This window comes from Nocardioides imazamoxiresistens, from assembly GCF_032378595.1.
Taxonomy (GTDB): Bacteria; Actinomycetota; Actinomycetes; order Propionibacteriales; family Nocardioidaceae; genus Nocardioides; species Nocardioides imazamoxiresistens.
The window spans coordinates 90,872-109,782 of the sequence record NZ_JAVYII010000003.1 but is presented as its reverse complement, the minus strand read 5'-3'; the positions used below and the strand labels follow the sequence as shown (position 1 = coordinate 109,782).

The 18,911-nt window shown below is 75.9% G+C and carries 16 protein-coding genes; 7 read left to right on the top strand and 9 right to left on the bottom strand.

The window, feature by feature from the left end; genetic code table 11:
• Positions 1-87: 87 nt before the first annotated feature.
• On the top strand, positions 88-1,332 hold the full coding sequence (locus tag RDV89_RS07415; protein WP_315732324.1) for an oxygenase MpaB family protein: 1,245 nt from the start codon (positions 88-90) through the stop codon (positions 1,330-1,332).
• A gap of 40 nt (positions 1,333-1,372) precedes the next feature.
• Here RDV89_RS07415 and RDV89_RS07410 read toward each other — a convergent pair whose 3' ends face one another.
• Positions 1,373-1,804: a VOC family protein gene (locus RDV89_RS07410; RefSeq protein WP_315732323.1), complete on the bottom strand. Its 432-nt coding sequence runs from the start codon at positions 1,802-1,804 to the stop codon at positions 1,373-1,375.
• Between the two features lie 115 nt (positions 1,805-1,919).
• On the opposite strand from RDV89_RS07410, the gene RDV89_RS07405 reads away from it, so the two are divergent.
• Positions 1,920-2,291, top strand: coding sequence for an MmcQ/YjbR family DNA-binding protein (locus tag RDV89_RS07405; RefSeq protein WP_315732322.1), 372 nt, complete (start codon positions 1,920-1,922; stop codon positions 2,289-2,291).
• A 78-nt stretch (positions 2,292-2,369) separates the two neighbouring features.
• On the opposite strand, the gene dctA is transcribed toward RDV89_RS07405, so the two are convergent.
• Complete coding sequence (dctA, locus tag RDV89_RS07400) at positions 2,370-3,800, bottom strand: C4-dicarboxylate transporter DctA (protein WP_315732321.1); 1,431 nt, start codon at positions 3,798-3,800, stop codon at positions 2,370-2,372.
• A 152-nt stretch (positions 3,801-3,952) separates the two neighbouring features.
• On the opposite strand from dctA, the gene RDV89_RS07395 reads away from it, so the two are divergent.
• Positions 3,953-4,912, top strand: coding sequence for a TAXI family TRAP transporter solute-binding subunit (locus RDV89_RS07395; RefSeq protein ID WP_315732320.1), 960 nt, complete (start codon positions 3,953-3,955; stop codon positions 4,910-4,912).
• Between the two features lie 32 nt (positions 4,913-4,944).
• Here RDV89_RS07395 and RDV89_RS07390 read toward each other — a convergent pair whose 3' ends face one another.
• From RDV89_RS07390 to RDV89_RS07375, 4 genes are read right to left on the bottom strand one after another with little or no spacing between them, the layout of a single operon-like run.
• A complete protein-coding gene (locus tag RDV89_RS07390) occupies positions 4,945-6,333 on the bottom strand; it encodes a HAMP domain-containing sensor histidine kinase (protein ID WP_315732319.1) in 1,389 nt (462 codons plus the stop codon).
• A 3-nt stretch (positions 6,334-6,336) separates the two neighbouring features.
• Positions 6,337-7,026 carry a response regulator transcription factor gene (locus tag RDV89_RS07385; protein ID WP_315732318.1) on the bottom strand — a complete coding sequence of 230 codons (690 nt, stop codon included), beginning with the start codon at positions 7,024-7,026 and terminating at the stop codon, positions 6,337-6,339.
• A 35-nt stretch (positions 7,027-7,061) separates the two neighbouring features.
• Positions 7,062-8,030: a methylenetetrahydrofolate reductase gene (locus RDV89_RS07380; RefSeq protein ID WP_315732317.1), complete on the bottom strand. Its 969-nt coding sequence runs from the start codon at positions 8,028-8,030 to the stop codon at positions 7,062-7,064.
• The gene (locus RDV89_RS07375) at positions 8,027-8,989 is read right to left on the bottom strand and encodes a PfkB family carbohydrate kinase (protein WP_315732316.1); all 963 of its coding nucleotides are present in this window, start codon (positions 8,987-8,989) and stop codon (positions 8,027-8,029) included. Before RDV89_RS07375 ends, RDV89_RS07380 begins: the two co-directional genes overlap by 4 nt.
• A gap of 104 nt (positions 8,990-9,093) precedes the next feature.
• Here RDV89_RS07375 and RDV89_RS07370 point away from each other — a divergent pair, with 104 nt between their 5' ends.
• Positions 9,094-9,912 (top strand): PP2C family protein-serine/threonine phosphatase, encoded by an 819-nt coding sequence (locus RDV89_RS07370; RefSeq protein ID WP_315732315.1) that lies wholly within the window; start codon positions 9,094-9,096, stop codon positions 9,910-9,912.
• 51 nt (positions 9,913-9,963) lie between these two features.
• Positions 9,964-10,758 carry a MerR family transcriptional regulator gene (locus RDV89_RS07365; protein ID WP_315732314.1) on the top strand — a complete coding sequence of 265 codons (795 nt, stop codon included), beginning with the start codon at positions 9,964-9,966 and terminating at the stop codon, positions 10,756-10,758.
• 6 nt (positions 10,759-10,764) lie between these two features.
• Here RDV89_RS07365 and RDV89_RS07360 read toward each other — a convergent pair whose 3' ends face one another.
• Positions 10,765-11,727, bottom strand: coding sequence for an alpha/beta hydrolase (locus tag RDV89_RS07360; protein ID WP_315732313.1), 963 nt, complete (start codon positions 11,725-11,727; stop codon positions 10,765-10,767).
• A gap of 92 nt (positions 11,728-11,819) precedes the next feature.
• Entirely contained in the window at positions 11,820-13,136 is a 1,317-nt protein-coding gene (gene ilvA, locus RDV89_RS07355; protein WP_315732312.1) for a threonine ammonia-lyase IlvA, read from the bottom strand.
• 56 nt (positions 13,137-13,192) lie between these two features.
• Here ilvA and RDV89_RS07350 point away from each other — a divergent pair, with 56 nt between their 5' ends.
• Positions 13,193-13,561: a hypothetical protein gene (locus RDV89_RS07350; RefSeq protein ID WP_315732311.1), complete on the top strand. Its 369-nt coding sequence runs from the start codon at positions 13,193-13,195 to the stop codon at positions 13,559-13,561.
• On the top strand, positions 13,554-13,991 hold the full coding sequence (locus RDV89_RS07345; protein WP_315732310.1) for a hypothetical protein: 438 nt from the start codon (positions 13,554-13,556) through the stop codon (positions 13,989-13,991). The genes RDV89_RS07350 and RDV89_RS07345 overlap by 8 nt, the downstream gene beginning before the upstream one ends.
• A 194-nt stretch (positions 13,992-14,185) precedes the next feature.
• Here the strand turns inward: RDV89_RS07345 and RDV89_RS07340 are convergent, their stop codons facing one another.
• Positions 14,186-18,799 (bottom strand): DUF5979 domain-containing protein, encoded by a 4,614-nt coding sequence (locus RDV89_RS07340; RefSeq protein ID WP_315732309.1) that lies wholly within the window; start codon positions 18,797-18,799, stop codon positions 14,186-14,188.
• Positions 18,800-18,911: the final 112 nt, after the last annotated feature.

Here is an 18,911-nt window from a genome sequence, read left to right as displayed (position 1 = left end):
CGGGCCTGCGGCCCGGGGTGGCGGGGCGGGGAGGGATCGGCGAACGCGACTTGAACGCGAGTGATCGCTCGTCTCATGCTCGGTGCCATGAGCGCAGCCCCGCAGGAGCGGCCCACCGCCCCCGACCTGCCCACCGACGTACCCACCGACCCGCCCCGCCGCTTCCGCTCGGCCGAGGCGCGGGGACGTCGCCTCGGCCGGGTGCTGCGCCTGGCCGCCGGGGTGCGCGAGGTCGACGAGGAGCTGATGGCCCGGATCGGCGCCGGCCTCTGGCAGGTCGACGAGGTGGGCGCCCGGCTCGCGGAGGCGATCCGGCTGCCCGCCGGGTCGCCGGGCCGCGTGCCGATGGCGGCGTTCCGCACGGCGCTGGCCGAGGGCATCGGCGCCGTCGAGGACCCGCCGCCGGCGCTCGCGGACTTCTTCGCCGAGGTCGAGGCGACGCCGGACTGGGTGGACCCCGAGCTGCTGGAGCGCGGGCGCCGGGCGTACCTGCGGCTCGGCCAGAACGCCGGTGACGTGCTGCTGCAGCTCTCCCTCATCGGCGGCTACCGCTTCGGGGGACCACCGGACCTGCTGGTGGCCACCGGCGGGCTGACCGGGGACAGCACGCGCCGCCGGCTGGCCGAGACGCAGCACTGGACCACGGCGATCTCGCGGCCCGGCGGCCTGCAGCGCGACGCCGACGGGACCTGGGGCGAGGCCTGGCGGCTCACCGTCCACGTGCGGGCGATGCACGCGCTGGTCAACGCGGGCTTCGCCGAGCGCTGGGACACCGCCCGGTGGGGCCTGCCGATCAACCAGGCCGACCAGGCGGGCACCCTGGGGCTCTTCGACGGGGTCGTGCTGCTCGGAGCCCGGGCGCTGGGCGTCCCGGTCGGACGCGAGGACGCCCGCGCCGTGATGCACCTGTGGCGCTACGTCGGCTGGCTGCTCGGGGTGGACGAGCAGTGGCTGGTCGAGAGCGAGCGCGAGCGGCACCGGCTCAACTACCACGTCCTGCTCGCCCAGGGCGGTGTGACGCCCGCCGGCGCCCGGCTCTCGCGCGACATCATCACGATGCTCGGCGACCTGCCGCACGGGCGGTGGAAGCAGGAGCGCACGCTCAGCATGCTGACGACGTTCCTCGGGCGCGAGTCGATGCGCGACCTCGGTCTGCCGCGCCGCCCGCCGTGGGCGCACGCGTACCTCCTCGTCCTCAACACGTGGCGCTACCGCGTCGGCCGGCGCCTGCCCGGGGGCGAGCGCCGGCTCGACGCGTGGGCGGACCGGGTCGTCGAGCGCACCATGCGCGACTTCTTCGGGGCCGAGGCGCCCGGGGTGCGCCGGCTCTGACCGGCCCTGGGGCGACCTCCGGGCCCGGGCGCCGCCCCGCTCAGGCGCCGGGCTGCTGCGCGACGGCGATGTTGAACATCCACGCGATCCCGAAGGGGTCGGTGACCTGGCCGAACCAGTCGCCCCACATCTGCTTCTCCAGCGGGACGTCGATCGTGCCCGCGGCGGCGAACTTCTCCCACCAGCCCCGCATCAGCTCCTCGTCCGCGGCGTCGCCGTTGAGGGCGACGGCGAAGTCGGTGCCGTGCACGACCGGGTCGTCGGGACCGCCGTCGGAGGCCATCAGCCGGAAGCCGTGCTCGGTGCCGAGGAAGGCGTGCATGACGCCGTCCGGGGGCGGGACCGGGCCCTCGGAGCCCATGTCGCCGAACGTCATGATCTGCAGGTCGCCGCCGAGGATCGAGTGGTAGAGCTCGAGGGCCTCGCGGGTGCGGCCGTCGAAGATCAGGTAGGGGTTCATGTGCAGCGCCATGGCGGGCTCCTCGGGGTCCGGGGCCCCGCCGTCGGGGCCGCCTCGCACCTTCGACCCCCGCACGGGCGCGGACTCATCGGTGGCCGGTGTCGGAGCCCTGTGGGACGCTCCCGCCATGGCTCGCCCCGCCGTCCCCGACGCGATGATCGAGCGCCTGCGCGCGGTGCTCGGCGCCTTCCCGGAGTGCGAGGAGGAGGCGGCGTGGACCGGCGTGCGCTGGCGCGTCGGCAAGGCGACCGTGGCGCACGTCTTCGGCGGGGAGGACCAGCTGTTCCGGGTCACGTTCCGCGCGGAGCCCGACGAGGTGATGGCCTTCCAGCACCTCGGCGACCCCTACTTCGTGCTGGGCTGGTCGGGCGACGGCGCCGGGATGCTGCTGGACGAGCGCACGGACTGGACCGAGGTGGGCGAGCTGCTCACCGACTCCTACTGCATCCAGGCGCCGCAGCGCCTCGCCGTCCAGGTGGAGCGGCCCGAACGCAGCTGACCCGGCCCCGAGGGGACCGGGCCGCGTGCGGGGGGTACGCGCGGTGCTCGCGCTCCGCGCGTACCCCGTCGTGCTCGGTTACTCCTTCGACGCGGGGCCCGCGCCGGCGGTGGCGATGGAGGCCTTGCGGTCCATCGCGTCCGACGAGCTCTCCAGGCCCAGGCCGATGCCGGCGTCCTGCTTCATCAGCTCGTCGACGTCCACCTGGTGCGGGTCGTCGAGCACCTCGCGCAGCCGCTCGCGGTCCAGGTCGCCGGTCCAGCGGGCGATGACGAGGGTGCCGATGCCGTTGCCGGTGAGGTTCGTCAGGGCGCGGCCCTCCGACATGAAGCGGTCGATGCCGACGATGAGCGCGAGGCCGACCAGCGGGATGATGTGGTCGAAGGCCGCGATCGAGGCCGCCAGGGTCACGAGGCCGGCGCCGGAGACGCCCGCGGCGCCGTTCGACGAGACCAGCATGAAGAGCAGCAGCCCGATCTGGGTGCCGATCGGCACGTCCACCCCGAAGGCCTGGGCGATGAACAGCGCGCCCATGGTCATGTAGATCGCCGTGCCGTCGAGGTTGAACGAGTAGCCGGTCGGGATGGTCAGGCCGACGACGTGCTTGGGCGTGCCGGCCGCCTCGAGCTTGGTCATCATCCGCGGCAGCACGGTCTCGGACGACGAGGTGCCGAGCACGATGAGGAGCTCGTCCTTGATGTAGCGCAGGTACTTGAAGATCGAGAAACCCGCCCACCAGCAGATCGGGCCCAGCACCAGGAAGATGAAGAGCAGGCACGTCAACCAGAAGGTGCCCATGAACATCGCCAGGTTGCCGAGGATCGAGCTGCCGTGCTCGCCGATGGTGAACGCCATGCCGCCGAAGGCGCCGATCGGGGCGACCCACATGACCAGCTTGATGACGCCGAACATGACCTTGGCGAAGACGTCGAGGGCCCGCACGGCGCCGTGGCCGCGCTCGCCGAGCATCGTGATCGCGACGCCCGACAGGATCGCCAGCAGGAGCACCTGCAGCAGCTGGCCGTCGACGAAGGCCGAGGCGAAGGACGTCGGCACGAGCTGCAGGATGAAGCCGCTGAGGCCGCCGGTGGCCGCGTCGGCCGACTCGATCGTGCCCTCCGCGGCGGAGCCGTCGAACGTGTCGGCGTCGTAGCCCAGGCCGTCACCGGGGCGGAACACGTTGATCGTCAGCAGGCCGAGGCCGAGGGCGACCACGGTCGTGACGTTGAAGTAGACGACGGTGCGCAGCGCGAGCCCGCCCACCTTCGCCAGGTTGCCGAGGCCGGCGATGCCGACGACCACGGTCGCGAAGATGGTCGGCGCGATCACGACCTTGACGAGGTTGATGAACAGCTGCGCCAGCCACTGCATCTTGGCGCCCTGCTCGGGGAACACGATGCCGACGAAGATGCCGGCCGCGATGCCGAGGAGCACCCAGAAGTACAGGTGCTTCCACAGCGGGGTCTTCTTGCGCGGCGTCTTCGCCGGCTTCTGCTCGGTGATGCTCATGGGTCTCCTTCGTGACGCTGTTCACGCCACCCTCACCGCAGCGTGTGACCTGGGCCACGACGGAGGCCGATTCTTCAGATTGCCTTGACGTTGACGTGGACCTCGAGGCGGACGTCGCCCGGTGCGCGGCCGGCGCCGTAGGGTCGGGCGCCATGGAGCGGGTGGGACGACGGGCGCTGCTGCGCGGCGCGGCGACCCTGCCGGTCGCCCTCGGCGGCCTCGCCGGGGCCGCCGGCCTCGTCGGCCTGTCCGGCTGCAGCGCCGGCCCGCCGCCGGTGCCCGAGCGGTTCCGGCTGGCGACGGGGCCCGCGGGCGCGGTCTACCGCGAGATCGGCACGGCGTACGCGGGGGTGCTCGACGAGGCCTGGGGCGCCCGGGTGGTGGACGTGCTGCACACCGACGCCGCGGTCGAGAACGCGCGGATGCTCGTGGCGGGCGAGGCGGAGATCGGCCTGGTCAACGTCGACGTCGCGGCCGAGCACCCCGACGAGCTGCGGGCCCTGGCCCGGGTCTTCGACTCGGTGCTGCACCTCGTGGTCACCGTCGACTCCGACGTGCGCTCCTTGGCCGACCTCGAGGGTCGGGTGGTGGCGGCGGGCCTGGAGGAGTCGGGCACCCGGTTCGTGCTCGAGCGGATGCTCGCCCACGCCGGTGTGCGGGCCGAGATCCGCACCATGTCGCAGGCCGACTCGGTGGCCGCCCTGCTGGACGGCGAGGTCGAGGTCGTCGCGTCGCTGACCGGCATGCCGACCCCCGCGGTCACCGACCTCGCCGACGCCGCGCTGCCGACCCGGCTGGCGGACCTGACGGCCGACCTGCCGGGCTTCGTGGCGGCGTACCCGCTGTCCTACCTCAGCGTCGTCATCCCCACGACGATGTACCCCCCGATGCCGTCGGCCGCCGCGGTGGCGGTGCCGACGCTGCTGGTGGCGCCCACCTCGACCTCCGACGACGTGGTGCGCTTCTGCGTCGAGGTGCTCTTCGACCGCGCGGCGGACCTGTCGGCCGTGCGGCCCGAGGCCAGTCAGATCAACCCGCGCACCGGCGCCGCGACCACGCCGATCGCGCTGCACCCGGCGGCGCGGGACTGGTTCCGCGACCACAAGCCCTGAGGGGACGGTGGACCCCGACGGCCCCGGTGGGCTCAGACCACCCGCAGCACCAGCGTCGCGGTGAGCCCCCCGCCGGGCGTCTCCGCGAGCTCGAGGCGACCGCCCGCGTCGGCGCTGACCTGGCCCAGGATGGTGAGGCCGAGTCCCGTGCCGGCGACGTTCTGCACCCGCGGCGAGCGCCAGAACCGCCGCGTGGCCGCCTCCCGCTCCTGCGCGTCGAGGCCGCGGCCGTCGTCGACGACCTCCACGCGGTACGCGCCCGCCCCGCCGCGCCCGGCGCGCACCAGCACGCGCGTCCCGCCCGAGAGGCGCACCGCGTTGGCGACCAGCTCGTCCACGCAGGCGACGAGGCCGCCGGTGGGCTCCACGATGCGCGTGCCCGGGTCCGCGACGACCACCTCGGCCTCGAGGCCCGCCTCGGCGCAGCGCGCCAGCCAGCCCGCACGGCCCGGCTCGAGGGCCTCGCCCGCGGGCGTCTCGCGGCTCGGTCGGTTCTGGAAGCGGGTGGCGGCGAGCATGCCGTCGATGACGCCCGACATCCGGTCGAGGTCGTCGATGGCGTCGGCGTAGGTCGCCCGGGCCTCGGGGTCGCGGCGGTCGACGTGCGCCTCCAGGTTCTCCACCGACAGGCGCAGCGAGGCGACCGGGTTGCGCAGCTGGTGGGCAGCGTCGCCGAGGAACGCCTGCTGCCGCTCGACCGTCGTGCGCACGGCGTCGACCATCGTGTTGAAGCTGCGGCCCAGGGTGCGCAGCTCGGGCGGCCCGGTGTCGGCGGCCGCGCGCGCCTCCAGGTCGCCCGAGGCGACCTCCGCGGCCGTGCTCTCGAGGGCGTGCACCGGCCGCAGCAGCCACCGGGTGGTCGGGCCGACGAGCGCGACCGCGGCGCCGAGCGGCACGAGCAGGGCGAGCGCGAGCACGCCCCAGTCGAGCAGGGTCGCGTGCCGCACGGCGGTGACCGGCACGTCGAGCACGAGGGCCGCCACGACCTGGGAGTCGCGGCCTACCGGGGCGACGATCAGCTCGCCCGCGGTCTGCCAGGGCCACACGGTGCGCGCGACCTCCGGCGACTGCCCGGCGAGGACCTGGTCGAGCGCGCCGTCGGCGCCGGCGGGCAGCGGAGGCGTACCGGCGCCGGCGGCGTGCAGCAGCTCGCGGTCGCGGTCGACCAGCCAGACGCCGGTGTCGTAGAGCTCGGCGTAGTCGTCGAGCTCGGCGGCCAGCCGCTCGATGCCGCCCTCGATGCCGGCGCCGCCGGAGAGCGCGGCGAACGCGGCGACTGACAGGCGGCTGGCGTCGTTGATGCGGTCCGCGACCAGCTCGCCGGTGTGGCGCTCGGCGATCGCGGTCGCCGCGGGCACGCTGATCCCGACCACGAGCAGCGCCAGCAGCGGCAGCAGCACCTGCAGGAGCCGACGGCGCACCGCTCAGTCCTCCGGCTGGAGCACGTAGCCGACGCCGCGCACCGTGCGGATGCTGACCCGCTCGCCGAGCCGGGCCCGCAGCGCCGCGACGTGGGTGTCGAGGCTGCGCGACGACGACTCGGAGGGGGCCTCCCAGACCTGGTCGAGGAGGTACGCCCGCTCCACGGCCTGACCGGCCCGCGCGACGAGGTGGCCGAGGATCGCGCACTGGGTCTGGGTGAGCGCGACCTGCCACGGGTCCTCGCCGGTGCCGCGCACCACCCGGGCGGCGGTGTCGACCTCGAGGCCGGGGCACGCCAGCACGGTCGGGGTCGGGTCCACCTGCTGGCGCAGCGGACGCGTGCGGCGGCTGACCGCCTCGATGCGGGCCATCAGCTCGGCCAGGCTGAACGGCTTCACGACGTAGTCGTCGGCGCCCGCGCGCAGCCCGACCACGCGGTCGGACTCCTCGCCCTGCGCGGTGACCACGAGGATCCCGATCGCGGGGTGCACCCGCAGCCGGCGCACCAGCTCGCTGCCGTGCCCGTCGGGCAGGCCCATGTCGACGAGGGCCAGGTCGGGCAGCTGCTCGGCGACCAGGGCGGCCGCCTCGGCGAGGTCGGCCGCGCGCACGACGCGGTAGCCCTCCCGCAGCAGCGCCCGGCACAGCCCGCGCGCCACCCGGTCGTCGTCCTCGACCACCAGCACCCGCATGGCGCCGCACGCTACCGGTAGCGGCGCCGCCGGGCTCAGCCCAGCAGGCTCCGCAGCTCGTGGGCCAGCGCGACGGACTGCTCGATCTCGACGCGGCGGGCCGAGACGCTCTCGACGCTGAGCCCGACCGGCACGCCGGAGGCGTGGGCGTACGCCAGCAGCTCGCGCGCCGCGGCGGCCGAGTGCTCGTGCGAGGCCTGCAGCGGGTCGTGCGCGTGGGTCAGGTCGTTGGCGATCCAGCGGGGCACGTCGACGCCCAGCCAGCGCAGGAACTCGAGCGTCCGCACCCCGCCGACCACGGAGAAGGTGAACACGACGGGCACGGGCTCCACGCCCTGCTCGAGGCAGGCGTAGCGGTAGTCGGAGACCAGGTTCTTCGCCGCGTTGACGTCGTAGACGACCTGGGTGACGAAGAAGCCGCAGCCCGACGCCTGCTTGGCGAGCATCCGCAGGTGCTCGTCGCCGCGGCGGGTGTGGCGCTCGGGGATGGCGACGCCGCCGACGAGCAGGTCGGGGGCGGCCTCGGTGCGCAGGGCGTGGGCCGCGGGCAGGGTCGTGCGCACCGGGGTGTCGCGGCTCGCGCTGCCGACGAAGACGCTCAGCACGTCGGTCGGGTCCTGCGCGGCCGCCCAGGCGCCCAGCTCGTCGGGGGCGTACTTGCCGACGGCGCGGTAGACGACCGCCGGCAGCCCGGCCGCGCCGAGGTGGTCGCGCAGGTAGTCGGCCGGGTCGAGCGTGGGCAGGAACGGGAACGGTCGCTCCTGGTCGGTGCGGTCGCTCTCGTCGTCGATGTCGTAGAGCAGGACGCCGTCGAGGTCCAGCGGGGCGAGCCGCGCCAGCGTGCGGCCCGCGATCTCGGCGACCTTCTCGGGTGCGGTGGTGCGACGTGGCGGCGTGAGCGCGAAGAGCAGGAAGTCGCCCTGCCGCTCGCGTACGCGCTGCGCCAGCGGCACCGGCAGGCCCGGCAGGCCCGTCAGGCCCGGCAGATCGGCCGGGCCGCTCACCCGACGGCCTGCGGCACGGGCGGTCGGCGGGCGGCGACCAGCTCGCGGGACAGGCCCGGGTGGACGCTCAGCGGCGACTCCGTCGACAGGGCCGCGGCGGCCGCGCCGGAGCGCACGGCGTCGGTCAGCGGCACGCCCCGCACCAGGTCGGCGAGCGTGCCTCCCACCATCGCGTCGCCCGCGCCGGCGACGTCGACCACGGCGGCCTGCGCGGCCGGCAGCAGGATCGTCACGTCCGGGGCGTCGGCGGCGTCGGCGACGAGCTGGCCCTGGGCGCCGAGGGTGATCACGACCGAGCGCACCCCCGCGGTGCGCAGCTGGGTGGCCACCTCCGCCGGCGTGCCGTCGGCGGGTCGCCCGCGGTCCGCGAGCAGCGCCCGCGCCTCGACGAGGTTGGTGAACAGGACGTCGATCGCCGCGAGGTCGGCGGGTAGCCGGGCGGCGTCGGTGACGGACACGGTGTCGACGGCGAGGCGGAACCCGCGGGTACGCCGGGCCGTGGCCAGGCGGGTGTGCGTGGCGCTCGGGAGGCTGGCGTCCGCGAAGACCCAGGAGCCGGGGTCGACCCGCGACAGCGGCTCGGCGACGACCTCGGGGGTGATCTCGTCGAGGGCGCCCATGTCGGAGGCGCCGATCACGAGCTCGCCGTCGGGGCCGAGGACGACGGTCCGGGTGGCGCTGGTGCGGCCGGCCAGCGGTCGTACCGCCCACCGGTCGATGCCGAGCCGGTCCAGGTCGTCGAGCAGCGCGCGACCGGGCACGTCGTCGCCGACGACGGAGACCAGCGCGGCCCGCACGCCGAGGCGCACCAGGTTGTCGGCCACGTTGCGGGCGACGCCGCCGTAGGACGTCCCCCCGGTCGCCGCGTGCGACGCCCCGGGGACGACGGGACCGGCGATCCGGTAGGAGCGGGCGAGGACGGCTCCGCCGACGCAGGTCACATGGGGCGGGAGAGGCACCGGACGACGGTAAGGGCTGCGGGCCGCGAGCGACACCTCCGCGGGGGCGCGCGTGGCCTGACTCACACCGGACATCCCTGCGCCGGCTCTGCGAGGATGGGGTCATGCTGCGCTTCGTGGGGTCGGGTACGTCGCACGTCGGACGGGTGCGCGACCACAACGAGGACGCGGCCTACTGCTCGCCGTACCTCGCGCTCGTCGCCGACGGCGTCGGTGGCGCCGCGGCGGGCGAGGTCGCCTCCGCGACGGCGGCCTACGTGGTCGCCGCCTCGACGCGCACGCAGCCCGACACCGACCCCGTCGTCGTGCTCGGCCAGGCGATCCACCGCGTCGTGGTCGACCTGCACCGGGGCGCCGCGGAGGTGCCGGAGCGCGCCGGCATGGCGACGACGCTGACGGCGCTGGCCACCGACGGCCACCGTGTCGTGATGGCCCACGTGGGCGACTCGCGGGCGTACGTCCAGCGCGGCGGCCGGCTGGCCCGCCTCTCCCACGACCACACGTTCGTGCAGGCCCTCGTCGACTCCGGCGACATCACGGCCGACGCGGCGGGCAGCCACCCGATGCGCAACGTCGTGATGCGCTCGCTGCACGCCGGGTCCGGCGGCGAGGCCGACGTGCAGCCCGACATCGCCGTGGTCGACGCCCTGCCGGGCGACCGGTTCCTCGTCTGCAGCGACGGGCTCACCGACATGACCGACGAGGACACCGTCGGCCGGCTGCTGCTCACCCCCGACCCGCAGCAGGCCGCCGACGCCCTCGTCGACGCCGCGCTCGAGGGCGGCGGTCGCGACAACGTCACCGTGCTCGTCGTCGACCTCGTCGACGACCCCGGCACCACGCGCCTGTCGGGCGACGGCGCGCTCTTCGGGGCCATGCGCGACCCGCGCAACGTCGTCGACCCCGGCCCGCTGCGGGACTGAGCGGTTCGGCGCGCTTGCGGTTCACACGGTGTCAGGGGGTGTGCTGAGCCCGTGGAGAGCATCGGTGAGCTGGCACGGCGGACAGGCACGTCACGACGGATGCTGCGGCACTGGGAGGCGGAGGGGCTGCTCGAGCCGGCAGGCGTCGACCCCCGCACCGGTCGACGTCACTACGCGGCGTCGCAGGCCGGTCGGGTGCGGGCGATCGCGGGACTCCGGGCCCTGGGTTTCGGGCTCGACGCGATCGCCGATCTGCTCGACCAGGGCCTGTCCGAGTCCCGCCTCGTCGAGCTGCTGCGCCGACGCGAGGCCGAGCTGGTGGACCGGGTCGCCGCCGACACCGCGGCCCTCGCGACAGTGAGGGAGCGCCTGCGCTCGATGGAGGCGAGTCGGAGCACCATCGCGAGCACGTTCGCGCTCTCGTCGCTGGCGGCGGTGGAGCTGCAGGGGGTCGTCGAGACCGTCGAGGACGAGACGGAGATCCCCGACGCGGTCGGACGCCTGCTCGCCGTCCTCGGCGCCGACGCGGCAGCGCCGGACCGCGACGTCGTGCTGGGCTTCGACGGCACCACGCACGAGAGGACCATCGTCGTGGCGGCGGCCCTGGTCGGTGCCGCGCCGCCCGCAGCCACCCGGACCATCTCGTTCCCCTCCGCCGAGCGGGCCGCGGTCGTGCGGCTCGGCGAGCGACCGGGAAGCACGGCGGACGCGTGGATCGCGCTGGACGCCGAGCTGGAGGTGAACGAACTGCGGGCCACGGGTCCCTACCGCCAGACCCTGCACCCGGACGGGAGCGTCACGCTCGCCGTCGCCGTCAACGGGATCGTGGACCCCGCTGACGACTGAGTCCGCTCAGCCGACCGCCCGCAGCCGGGCGCGCCCGGTCGCGACGCGCTCGACGAAGTCGCCCACCCGCTCGATCGCGGCGGCGGCCTCGGGCAGCAGGCCCGCGGCGGCCTGGAAGACGTGCACCTGGCGGTCCCACACCTCCAGCTCCACCGCGACCCCCGCGTCGGCCAGGGCCTCCGCGAGGCGCACGCCGTCGGCGTACAGGCTCTCGGCGGAGCTGACCTGCACCAGCGTCGGTGGGAGCCCGCGTCGCGGGGCGTGGGTGGGGGAGTCGATCGGGTCGGTGCCGCGGCCGGCGCGGCCCTCGACGCGGGCGGCCAGTGCCTGGAACCGGCCGATCGCGGAGCGCGGGAAGAGCGTGCAGCCGGGGTAGGGCACGTCGCCGGCCACCATGTCGACCAGCGGCGACATCGCGACGACGCCGGCCGGGGCGGGCAGGCCGGCGCGCTGGATCTCGACCGCCAGCATGACCGCGAGGAAGCCGCCCGCCGAGTCGCCCATCAGGACGGTGCGGGTCGGGTCGGCGCCGTGGTCGAGGGCGTGGCGGTACGCGTCGAGCGCGTCGGCGAGCGCGTCGGAGACCGTGTGGCGGGGCAGCTTGCGGTACTGCGGCGCCAGCACCTCCGCGCCCGTGCGCACCGCGACGCGCCCCAGCAGCTGGCGGTGCAGGTGGTGGCCGCCGACGAGGAACGCGCCGCCGTGCAGGTAGACGACCGTGCGACCGGTGGCCGAGCCCTCGGGCGGGGTCACGCGGGTGGCGGAGCAGTGCGGGAGGCGGTACCGGGCGTACCCGGTGTCGCGCACCGGTCGCAGGAACCGGCCCGCGTGGTCGACCACGCCGTAGGGCCACGGGAGCCTGGGCGCGAGCGTCCAGGCGGTGATCACCGGGCGCACGGTGGCGCGCAGCGCGAGGGCGAGCACCGTGGACCGGAGCCCTCCGCCGCCGAGGTCGGTGCGCTGCAGCACGGGCCACCTCCACGTCGTCGCGACGGTCGGCGGTGACCGTCGGACCTTCGAGTGTGCCGCACGTCACAAGGCGGCCGCGGGCGGCTCGCGGGTCAGAGCGCGAAGCCGAACAGCGGGCTGTCCGGGTCGACCTTCTCCACCCGCAGGTTCGAGGCGCCCATCCGGCCGACGAGGTCGGGCAGCGACGCGGGGTCGCCGAGCTCGACGCCGACCAGCGCCGGGCCGGTCTCGCGGTTGTTGCGCTTGGTGTACTCGAACAGCGTGATGTCGTCGTCGGGGCCGAGCACCTCGTCGAGGAAGCGGCGCAGGGCGCCGGGCTCCTGGGGGAACTCGACGAGGAAGTAGTGCTTGCGGCCCTCGAAGACCAGCGCCCGCTCGACCACGTCGGCGTAGCGGGACACGTCGTTGTTGCCGCCCGAGACGACGCACACCACCGTGCTGCCGGGCGCGAGCGGCTCGACGCCCGAGCGCGGGTCGAGCGCGAGGCGCAGCCCGGCCGAGGCCAGCGCCCCCGCGGGCTCCGCGATGATCCCCTCGGCCTGGTAGAGGTCGAGCATCTCGACGCAGATCAGGCCCTCGGGCACCGCGAGGGTGGCGAGCGGGACGGTACGCCGGGCCGCCGCGACCGCCGCGTACGTCACCGCACCGATGCGCCGCACCGCCGCGCCGTCGACGAAGGGGTCGACGCGGTCGAGGTCGACCGGGCCGTCGGCGTCGAGGGCCGCGGCCAGCGACGCCGCGCCGGCGGGTTCGGCCGCGAGCACCCGCAGGTGCGGCGCCCGCTCCGCGGCCACCGTCGCGATGCCGGCGAGGAGCCCGGCGCCGCCGACCGGCACGACGACCGCGGCGGGGTTGATGCCGGCCGCCGCGGACTGCTCGAGGATCTCGGTCGCGACCGTGCCCTGGCCGGCGACGGTCTGCGGGTGGTCGAAGGCCGGCACCACCGTGGCGCCGGAGGCGGCGGCGAAGTCGGCCGCGGCGGAGGCGGCGTCGTCGTAGGCCTCGCCCGCGATCACCACCTCCACGTGCTCGCCGCCCAGCGTCGCCACCCGGTCGCGCTTCTGCCGCGGCGTCGTGCGGGGCAGGAAGATCGTGGCGCGCACCCCGGCGCGGGCGCAGGCGTACGCCACCCCCTGGGCGTGGTTGCCCGCGCTCGCGCAGGTCACCCCGCGCTCCCGGGCCTCGGCGTCGAGCCCGGCGATGACGGTGAACGCCCCGCGGACCTTGTAGGAGCGCACCGGCGTCAGGTCCTCGCGCTTGAGCCACACGTCCAGGCCGGTCGCCGCGGAGAGCCGGGCGCTGCGCTGCAGGGGCGTCGGGGGGACCACGGGGGCCAGCACCGCAGCGGCGCGGTCGACGTCGGCTGCGCTGGGCAGCGCGGTGGGCGGGGAGCTGGGGCCGGTGGTCACCGGCCCAGGTTAGGGCGCGGCGAGGGGGGCGCCGTCGCCTCCCTACGATGGCGGACATGTGGGACCCGCTCCAGATCGCGATCGTGGCGAGCTCGCTGGCCGTCGCCGCCTGGTGCGGGTGGTACGTGGCGCGCGACCTGCGCCCCGACCCCCGGCTCGGCCTGCCGCTGTGGATCGTCGAGCTGCTGCTGGTCGCGCAGCTCGTGGTCGGCGTGGTCCAGGCGTTCGGCGACGTGCCCGCCGGGGTCAGCCTGGTGACGTTCGTCGGCTACCTCGTCGGTCTGGTGGTGATGGTGCCGATCGGGATCTGGTGGGCGGCGGGCGAGCCGTCGCGCGCCGGCACGGGGGTGCTCCTGGTCGTGCTGCTCGTCATCCCCGTCCTCGTCGTCCGCCTCGAGCAGATCTGGAACCCCGCGAGTGCCTGAGTCCCGTCCCGCCCCCGGTCCCCGTCCCACGCAGGGCCGGCGTACCTCGTCGGGCGCCGGGCGCGTGCTCGTCGCGGTGTACGCCGTCCTCGCGCTGTCCGCCACGGGCCGCTCCTCGGTGCAGCTGCTGACGCACGCCGACGAGGCCCCGGTGCCGTACGCCCTGTCCGCCCTCGCCGCGCTCGTCTACATCGCCGCGACGCTCGGCCTCGCCCGCGACGGCGACGTCTGGCGCCGTGTCGCCTGGGTCGCGGTGCTGGTCGAGCTGGTCGGCGTCGTCGCGATCGGCACGGTCAGCGTGGTGCACGCCGACTGGTTCCCGGACGACACGGTGTGGTCGGTCTACGGCATGGGCTACGGCTTCCTGCCGCTCGTCCTGCCCTTCCTCGGCGTCGCCTGGCTGCTGCGCACCCGCCCCCGCGCCGCCTGACCCCCTCCCGATCCCGCGCCGAGTCGGCACGAACGGCACGGGTGCGGGCGTCGAGTCGGCACGAACGGCTCGGGCACAGGCGTACGCCGTCGTGCGCGCGGCAGAGCCCGCGCCCCGACGTCTACCGCACGGCGTTCGTGCCAACTCGACGTGTACCGCGTGCCGTTCGTGCCAACTCAGCGGGAGTACGGGGGTCAGGCGCGCAGCCGGGACCAGAGGGCGCCGGCGGCGAGCAGGAGCAGGCCGCCGAGGGTGATCGGCAGGACCGGCACGTCGCGTCCTTCCGGGGCCGCCTCGTCCTCCGCCTCCGGGCCCGCGCCGAGGCCGCTGGCGGCCTCCGGGTCGTCGGCGCCCGGGGTGGCGCGGGAGGTCGGGTCCTCGAGCGGCGTCGCGCCGCCCGGCACGCCCGGCGCCCCGACCAGCCCGCGGGGCAGCCCGTCGAGGAACCCGCCCGAGCGGGTGACGGGGCCGCCGCGGCCGGTCGCCCCCCGCGCGACGTCGAGCACCGCCCCGAGCCCCGGCTGCCCGGACGCCCCGGGCCGCACGGGCGAGCCCGGCGAGACGGTGATGACCAGGTCCTGGATCCGCGACGGGTCCCCGGCGACGACGGTGACCGCCTCGCCGGGCTCGTCCGCGTCGACGCGGTGCCCGTCGCCGGCCTGCGCGGTGCAGGCCGTGCCGACCGGCAGCAGCACCGCCGCGCCGGACCGGGACGCCACCGCGCTCCCGCCGGGCGCGACCTGGAGCGGGCCGCTCCACACCGTCCGATCCTCGCGCACGCACGTCGCGACCACCTGGGTCGCCGCGCCCAGCTCCTCGGCGCCCCGCACCACGAGCCGCCCGGCGGAGTACGCCCCCGAGACCGGCAGCGTCGCGGGTCCCTCGGCGGCCGCCACCTGCAGCTGGACCTCCGGCGACTCGTCCTCGTCGGCGCCCCCGTCGGGGTCGGTGCCGCTGCACACCGCGCCCACCGGCAGCGGCGCGGTCAGCTCGGTCTCCTCGTCCCGTCCGAGGTCGAGCACGACCGGGAACCCCGGCAGCGTCTCGTCGCGCCACGTGCACTCGACCGACACCGAGGCCCGCTCGGGCGCGAGCACGGAACCGACGCCGGTGACCTGGCGCTGCACCACGAGGCGGGCCAGGTCGAACCGCGTCTCGACCGCCAGCGCGGTCGCGGCGCCCGACCCGGCGTCGGACGGGGCGTCGACCTGCGCGCTGGACTGCTCGGTCGCCGTCCAGGAGCCGCCCCGGTCCTGCGTGACGGAGGCGGAGCACAGCGACCCGAAGGGCACCGGCACCGCGGCGCTCGTCGCGCCGTCCGCGAGGGCGACCGTGCGCGGGAACCCGTGCACCGCCACGCCGTCGCGCACGCAGTCGAGGCGCACCGTCGCCGGCTCCTGCCCGGCGAACAGGTCGGCGCCGTCGCCGACCGCGGTGTGGGTCACGGTGAGCGACCCGGACGGCACGTTCACCTCGGCGCAGACGCCGGAGCCGTCGGCGCAGGGCTGCGGGAGGATCGCGCCCTCGACGAGGAAGCGGCTCAGCAGGCTGCCGGAGGAGTACGCGTCGGGCGCGGCCGTCAGCGTGATGGTCCGGCTCTCGTAGGCCCCGAGCTCGATCTCGGGCCACGTCACCTCGCTGCCCAGGCCCAGCGGCGGGGTCGTCGGGTCCGGCTCGGTCGGGACCCCCGGGTCACCGGGGAGCACCGGGACGACCGGGACCGTCGGGTCGACCGGCTCGACGGGCTCGACCGGCACCTGCGGCACGACCTCGTCGCGCGGCAGGACCGTGCCGAGCAGGCCGCCGGTCAGCCAGTCCACGACGTCGTAGAGCAGCTCGACCACGGCACCGGTGGTCGCGGAGAGGAACTGCAGCCCGACGGGCAGCCGTCCCACGGGCGCGGGGGTGGTGATCGGGGTGGGGCCGGGGTTGGCGATGGTGAGGTCGTAGGTGACGGCCTCGCCCTCGCCCGCGTACGCCCGGTCGGTGTCGAGCGTGACGACCGGCGGCAGCTGCTCGGCGTACGGGGTGATCCCGAGCTTCTGGCTCTCCAGCGCCGGCAGCAGGCTGCCCGACCAGGCGTTGCGGGCCGTGGCCGCCGCGGAGTGCCAGGCGACGGCGCCGGTGGGCACGGCGTCGGGCACGGCCACGGTGACGCGCACGTCGAACCCCTCGCCGAGGGCGTACGTGCGCCCCGAGGTGATCCGCAGGGCGCGGGCGTCCTCGGTGTCGACGTCGTCGTCCCACCCGAGGCAGCCGTCGGTGTCGGGCACGCCGACCTCCGAGCGGCACACCTCGGCGCCGGAGGCGGTCTGCACCCGCACGCCGTGGGGCGCCTCGACGTCGAGGAGGCTCACGTCGAAGCCGCTGCGACGCGCGCCGCTGCCGGCGACGAAGGTGTCGCCCTCGGCGGGGAGCACGTCGTAGAGCACGACGTCCTTGAGCGGCACCTCGGAGGTGTTGCGCCACTGCACCGTGTAGGTCGCGGTGCCCTCGGCGGCCGAGACGAGCCCGAGCGCGGGCGAGACCTTCGACTGGCCGTCGCGGTCGCCCTGCACGCGGCTGGTGACCGCGAAGCCGGCCGAGCCGTCGCCGACCACGGCCCGCAGGGTGGCGGTCGTGCTGCAGCCCGTCGCGCGCCCGTCGAGGCCCGTGGCGGAGCGCGGCACGTCGCCGGCGAGCGGGGAGCCGTCCTGCGCGCAGACCCGGGAGACGTCGGTGCCCGCCAGCACGACGCGCACCTGCGGGCGGTGCACCCCGGCGGCGGTGGGCCGCAGCGGGAGGGCGAGGGTCGCGTCGACCTGGACGCCGGAGCCGTCCGGCACGAGCGCAGCCAGCTCGTCCTCGGTCAGGACGGCGCGCACGACGGTCTCCCCGCTGCCGCCGACGTTGGCGCTCACGGTCAGTGGCAGGTCGACCTCCGCGGTCGAGACGGTCTGCGCACCGGCCTCGGAGGTGACGAGGTCGAGGCTCGCCGGCACGGTCGCGGGCACCTCGCCGGACCAGGTCAGGCCGCTGGGCAGCCGGGTCGCGACGACGGTGTCCTGCGTGGGCGCGGCCGGGTACGCGGCGCGGGCCGAGATCTCGAGGGAGGTGTCGGCCCCGACCTCCACGCGGCCGGGGGCGTACTGCGTCCCGACGCCCAGCTGCGGGCGACCCGCGACGGTCAGGGTGGCGTCGCTCGAGCCCAGCGGCCCGCTCCACGACCCCCGCGCGGAGGTGCCCTCCGCGCGGCTGACCAGCACGTCGCCGGGCTCGGTGTCCTCGTCGGCGTAGCCGAGGAAGGCCCAGTAGACGCGGTCCGAGGCGATGCCCTCGGAGGCCGGCATCTCGACGGCGCGCACCCGGCCGACGGCGCCCGAGGGCACCGCGAGCGAGAGCCACTGGCCGCCGTCGGCGAGCTCGGCCGAGCCGGCGGTGCGCTCGAGCGCCACGCGGCTGCCGTCGGCCAGCCGCGCGTACGCCGTGTAGTCGTCCGGCAGCGCCGGCCCGGCGTCGCCGGCGGCGTCGTTGTCGACCCACAACCCGACGGTGGTCGGGTGGAAGGCGGGGGCGCAGCGGGTGGCGGAGGGCTCGTGCCGCGTGCCGCTCGACAGGCACGGCATCAGCTGGGTCAGGGAGACCTGGTACCCCGTGCCGCCCGCGACGTTCGTGTAGGCGGCCTTGAAGCCGGCCTGGGTGAAGCCGGTCGCCGCGTTGGGCTCGAAGCGGGGGAGCAGGTCGGCGGGCAGCTCGTCGACGGTGCCGAGCCAGGCGCCGGGGTAGGTCGCCAGCGAGGCGTCCTCGAGGCTGCCCGGGCCCGGGTCGCTGGTGCGCAGCTGGCCGAACGGCGCGGCCAGGAGGTTGCCCGGGCTGGCGCCCGGGTCGGTCAGGATGGTCACGACCGCGGTCGTCTCGACCCGCTCGCCGACCTCGGAGGGGCCCGCGCCCGCGGTGGTCGGCACCGCGGTGAACGTCAGGGGGAGCTCGGCCCGGTCCTCCGCCTCGTCGGTGATCTCGGCGGTCACCACGACCTCGCGCTCGCCGGTCCGGCCGCGCTCGACGCAGCTGTCGGGGCGCTCGTCGCCGGTGTCCTGCCACTGCACTCGCGACCCGACGACGTGGCCCTCCGGCTCGGAGGAGACGAGATCGAGACCCTCGCCGAGCTGGGCCTCGTACGCGATCCGGCCGGGGAACAGGTTGCCGGTCTCGGGCTGCAGGCAGGACACGGCGAGGCGGAAGGTGACCTCGTCGCCGGGCTCGCGCAGCGTCCCGTCGCTCACGCCGGCGCGGACGTCGAGGTGCGCGGCCGCCTCGACCGAGCCCTCGATGCTGGAGCGGTAGCCGGTCGGCGCGGTCGTGCCGGTCGTGGCGTCGCCCGCCCGGGCGGTCGGGCGCAGCTCCCAGGTGGTGCCGTCGGCGAGGACGTCGGTGGGCGGGGTCAGGGAGAACCGCACGGTCACGGCGTGGCCGGTCGCGAGCGTCCCGGTGACCGGGACCTGCAGGTCGGGTCCCTCGACGACGGGCGCGGCGGTCACCTCGGCCGACGGGGTCCGCACCGTGCCGGGGGTCACCGACCAGCCGGCGGTCTCCTCGAGCGGCACCGTCGCGGAGACCTCCGTGCAGCCCTCCGCGCGGGTGCACACGACCTTGAGCTCGTACTCGAAGCGGGAGCCCGACGCCTGCTCGCGCTCCGTCGTCGCCTGGATGCCCACCTCGAGTCCCGTGGTGGCCTGCGCGGGAGGGCCGGTCAGCGCCAGGGTGAGCAGCACGAGCAGGAGCGCGACGGCGACCCGGACGGCCGGGCGGAGGCGTGCGGACGCGGACACGGTGTGACTCCCCGAGAAGGGCCACGGCCCTGCGCCGAGGAGTCAGCACCCCACCGGCCGCAGCCGGCAGGGCGCCGTCACCGGGGCCCGAGACCGCGACGGAGCTGATGCG

What these genes read in the sequence shown, in the direction of transcription:
- RDV89_RS07350 (WP_315732311.1), top strand. Translation starts at nt 13,193, where the DNA reads ATGTGGGACCCGCTCCAGATCGCGATCGTGGCGAGCTCGCTGGCCGTC.
- RDV89_RS07415 (WP_315732324.1), top strand. Translation starts at nt 88, where the DNA reads ATGAGCGCAGCCCCGCAGGAGCGGCCCACCGCCCCCGACCTGCCCACC.
- dctA (WP_315732321.1), bottom strand. Translation starts at nt 3,800, where the DNA reads ATGAGCATCACCGAGCAGAAGCCGGCGAAGACGCCGCGCAAGAAGACC.
- RDV89_RS07395 (WP_315732320.1), top strand. Translation starts at nt 3,953, where the DNA reads ATGGAGCGGGTGGGACGACGGGCGCTGCTGCGCGGCGCGGCGACCCTG.
- RDV89_RS07370 (WP_315732315.1), top strand. Translation starts at nt 9,094, where the DNA reads ATGCTGCGCTTCGTGGGGTCGGGTACGTCGCACGTCGGACGGGTGCGC.
- RDV89_RS07405 (WP_315732322.1), top strand. Translation starts at nt 1,920, where the DNA reads ATGGCTCGCCCCGCCGTCCCCGACGCGATGATCGAGCGCCTGCGCGCG.
- RDV89_RS07410 (WP_315732323.1), bottom strand. Translation starts at nt 1,804, where the DNA reads ATGGCGCTGCACATGAACCCCTACCTGATCTTCGACGGCCGCACCCGC.
- RDV89_RS07385 (WP_315732318.1), bottom strand. Translation starts at nt 7,026, where the DNA reads ATGCGGGTGCTGGTGGTCGAGGACGACGACCGGGTGGCGCGCGGGCTG.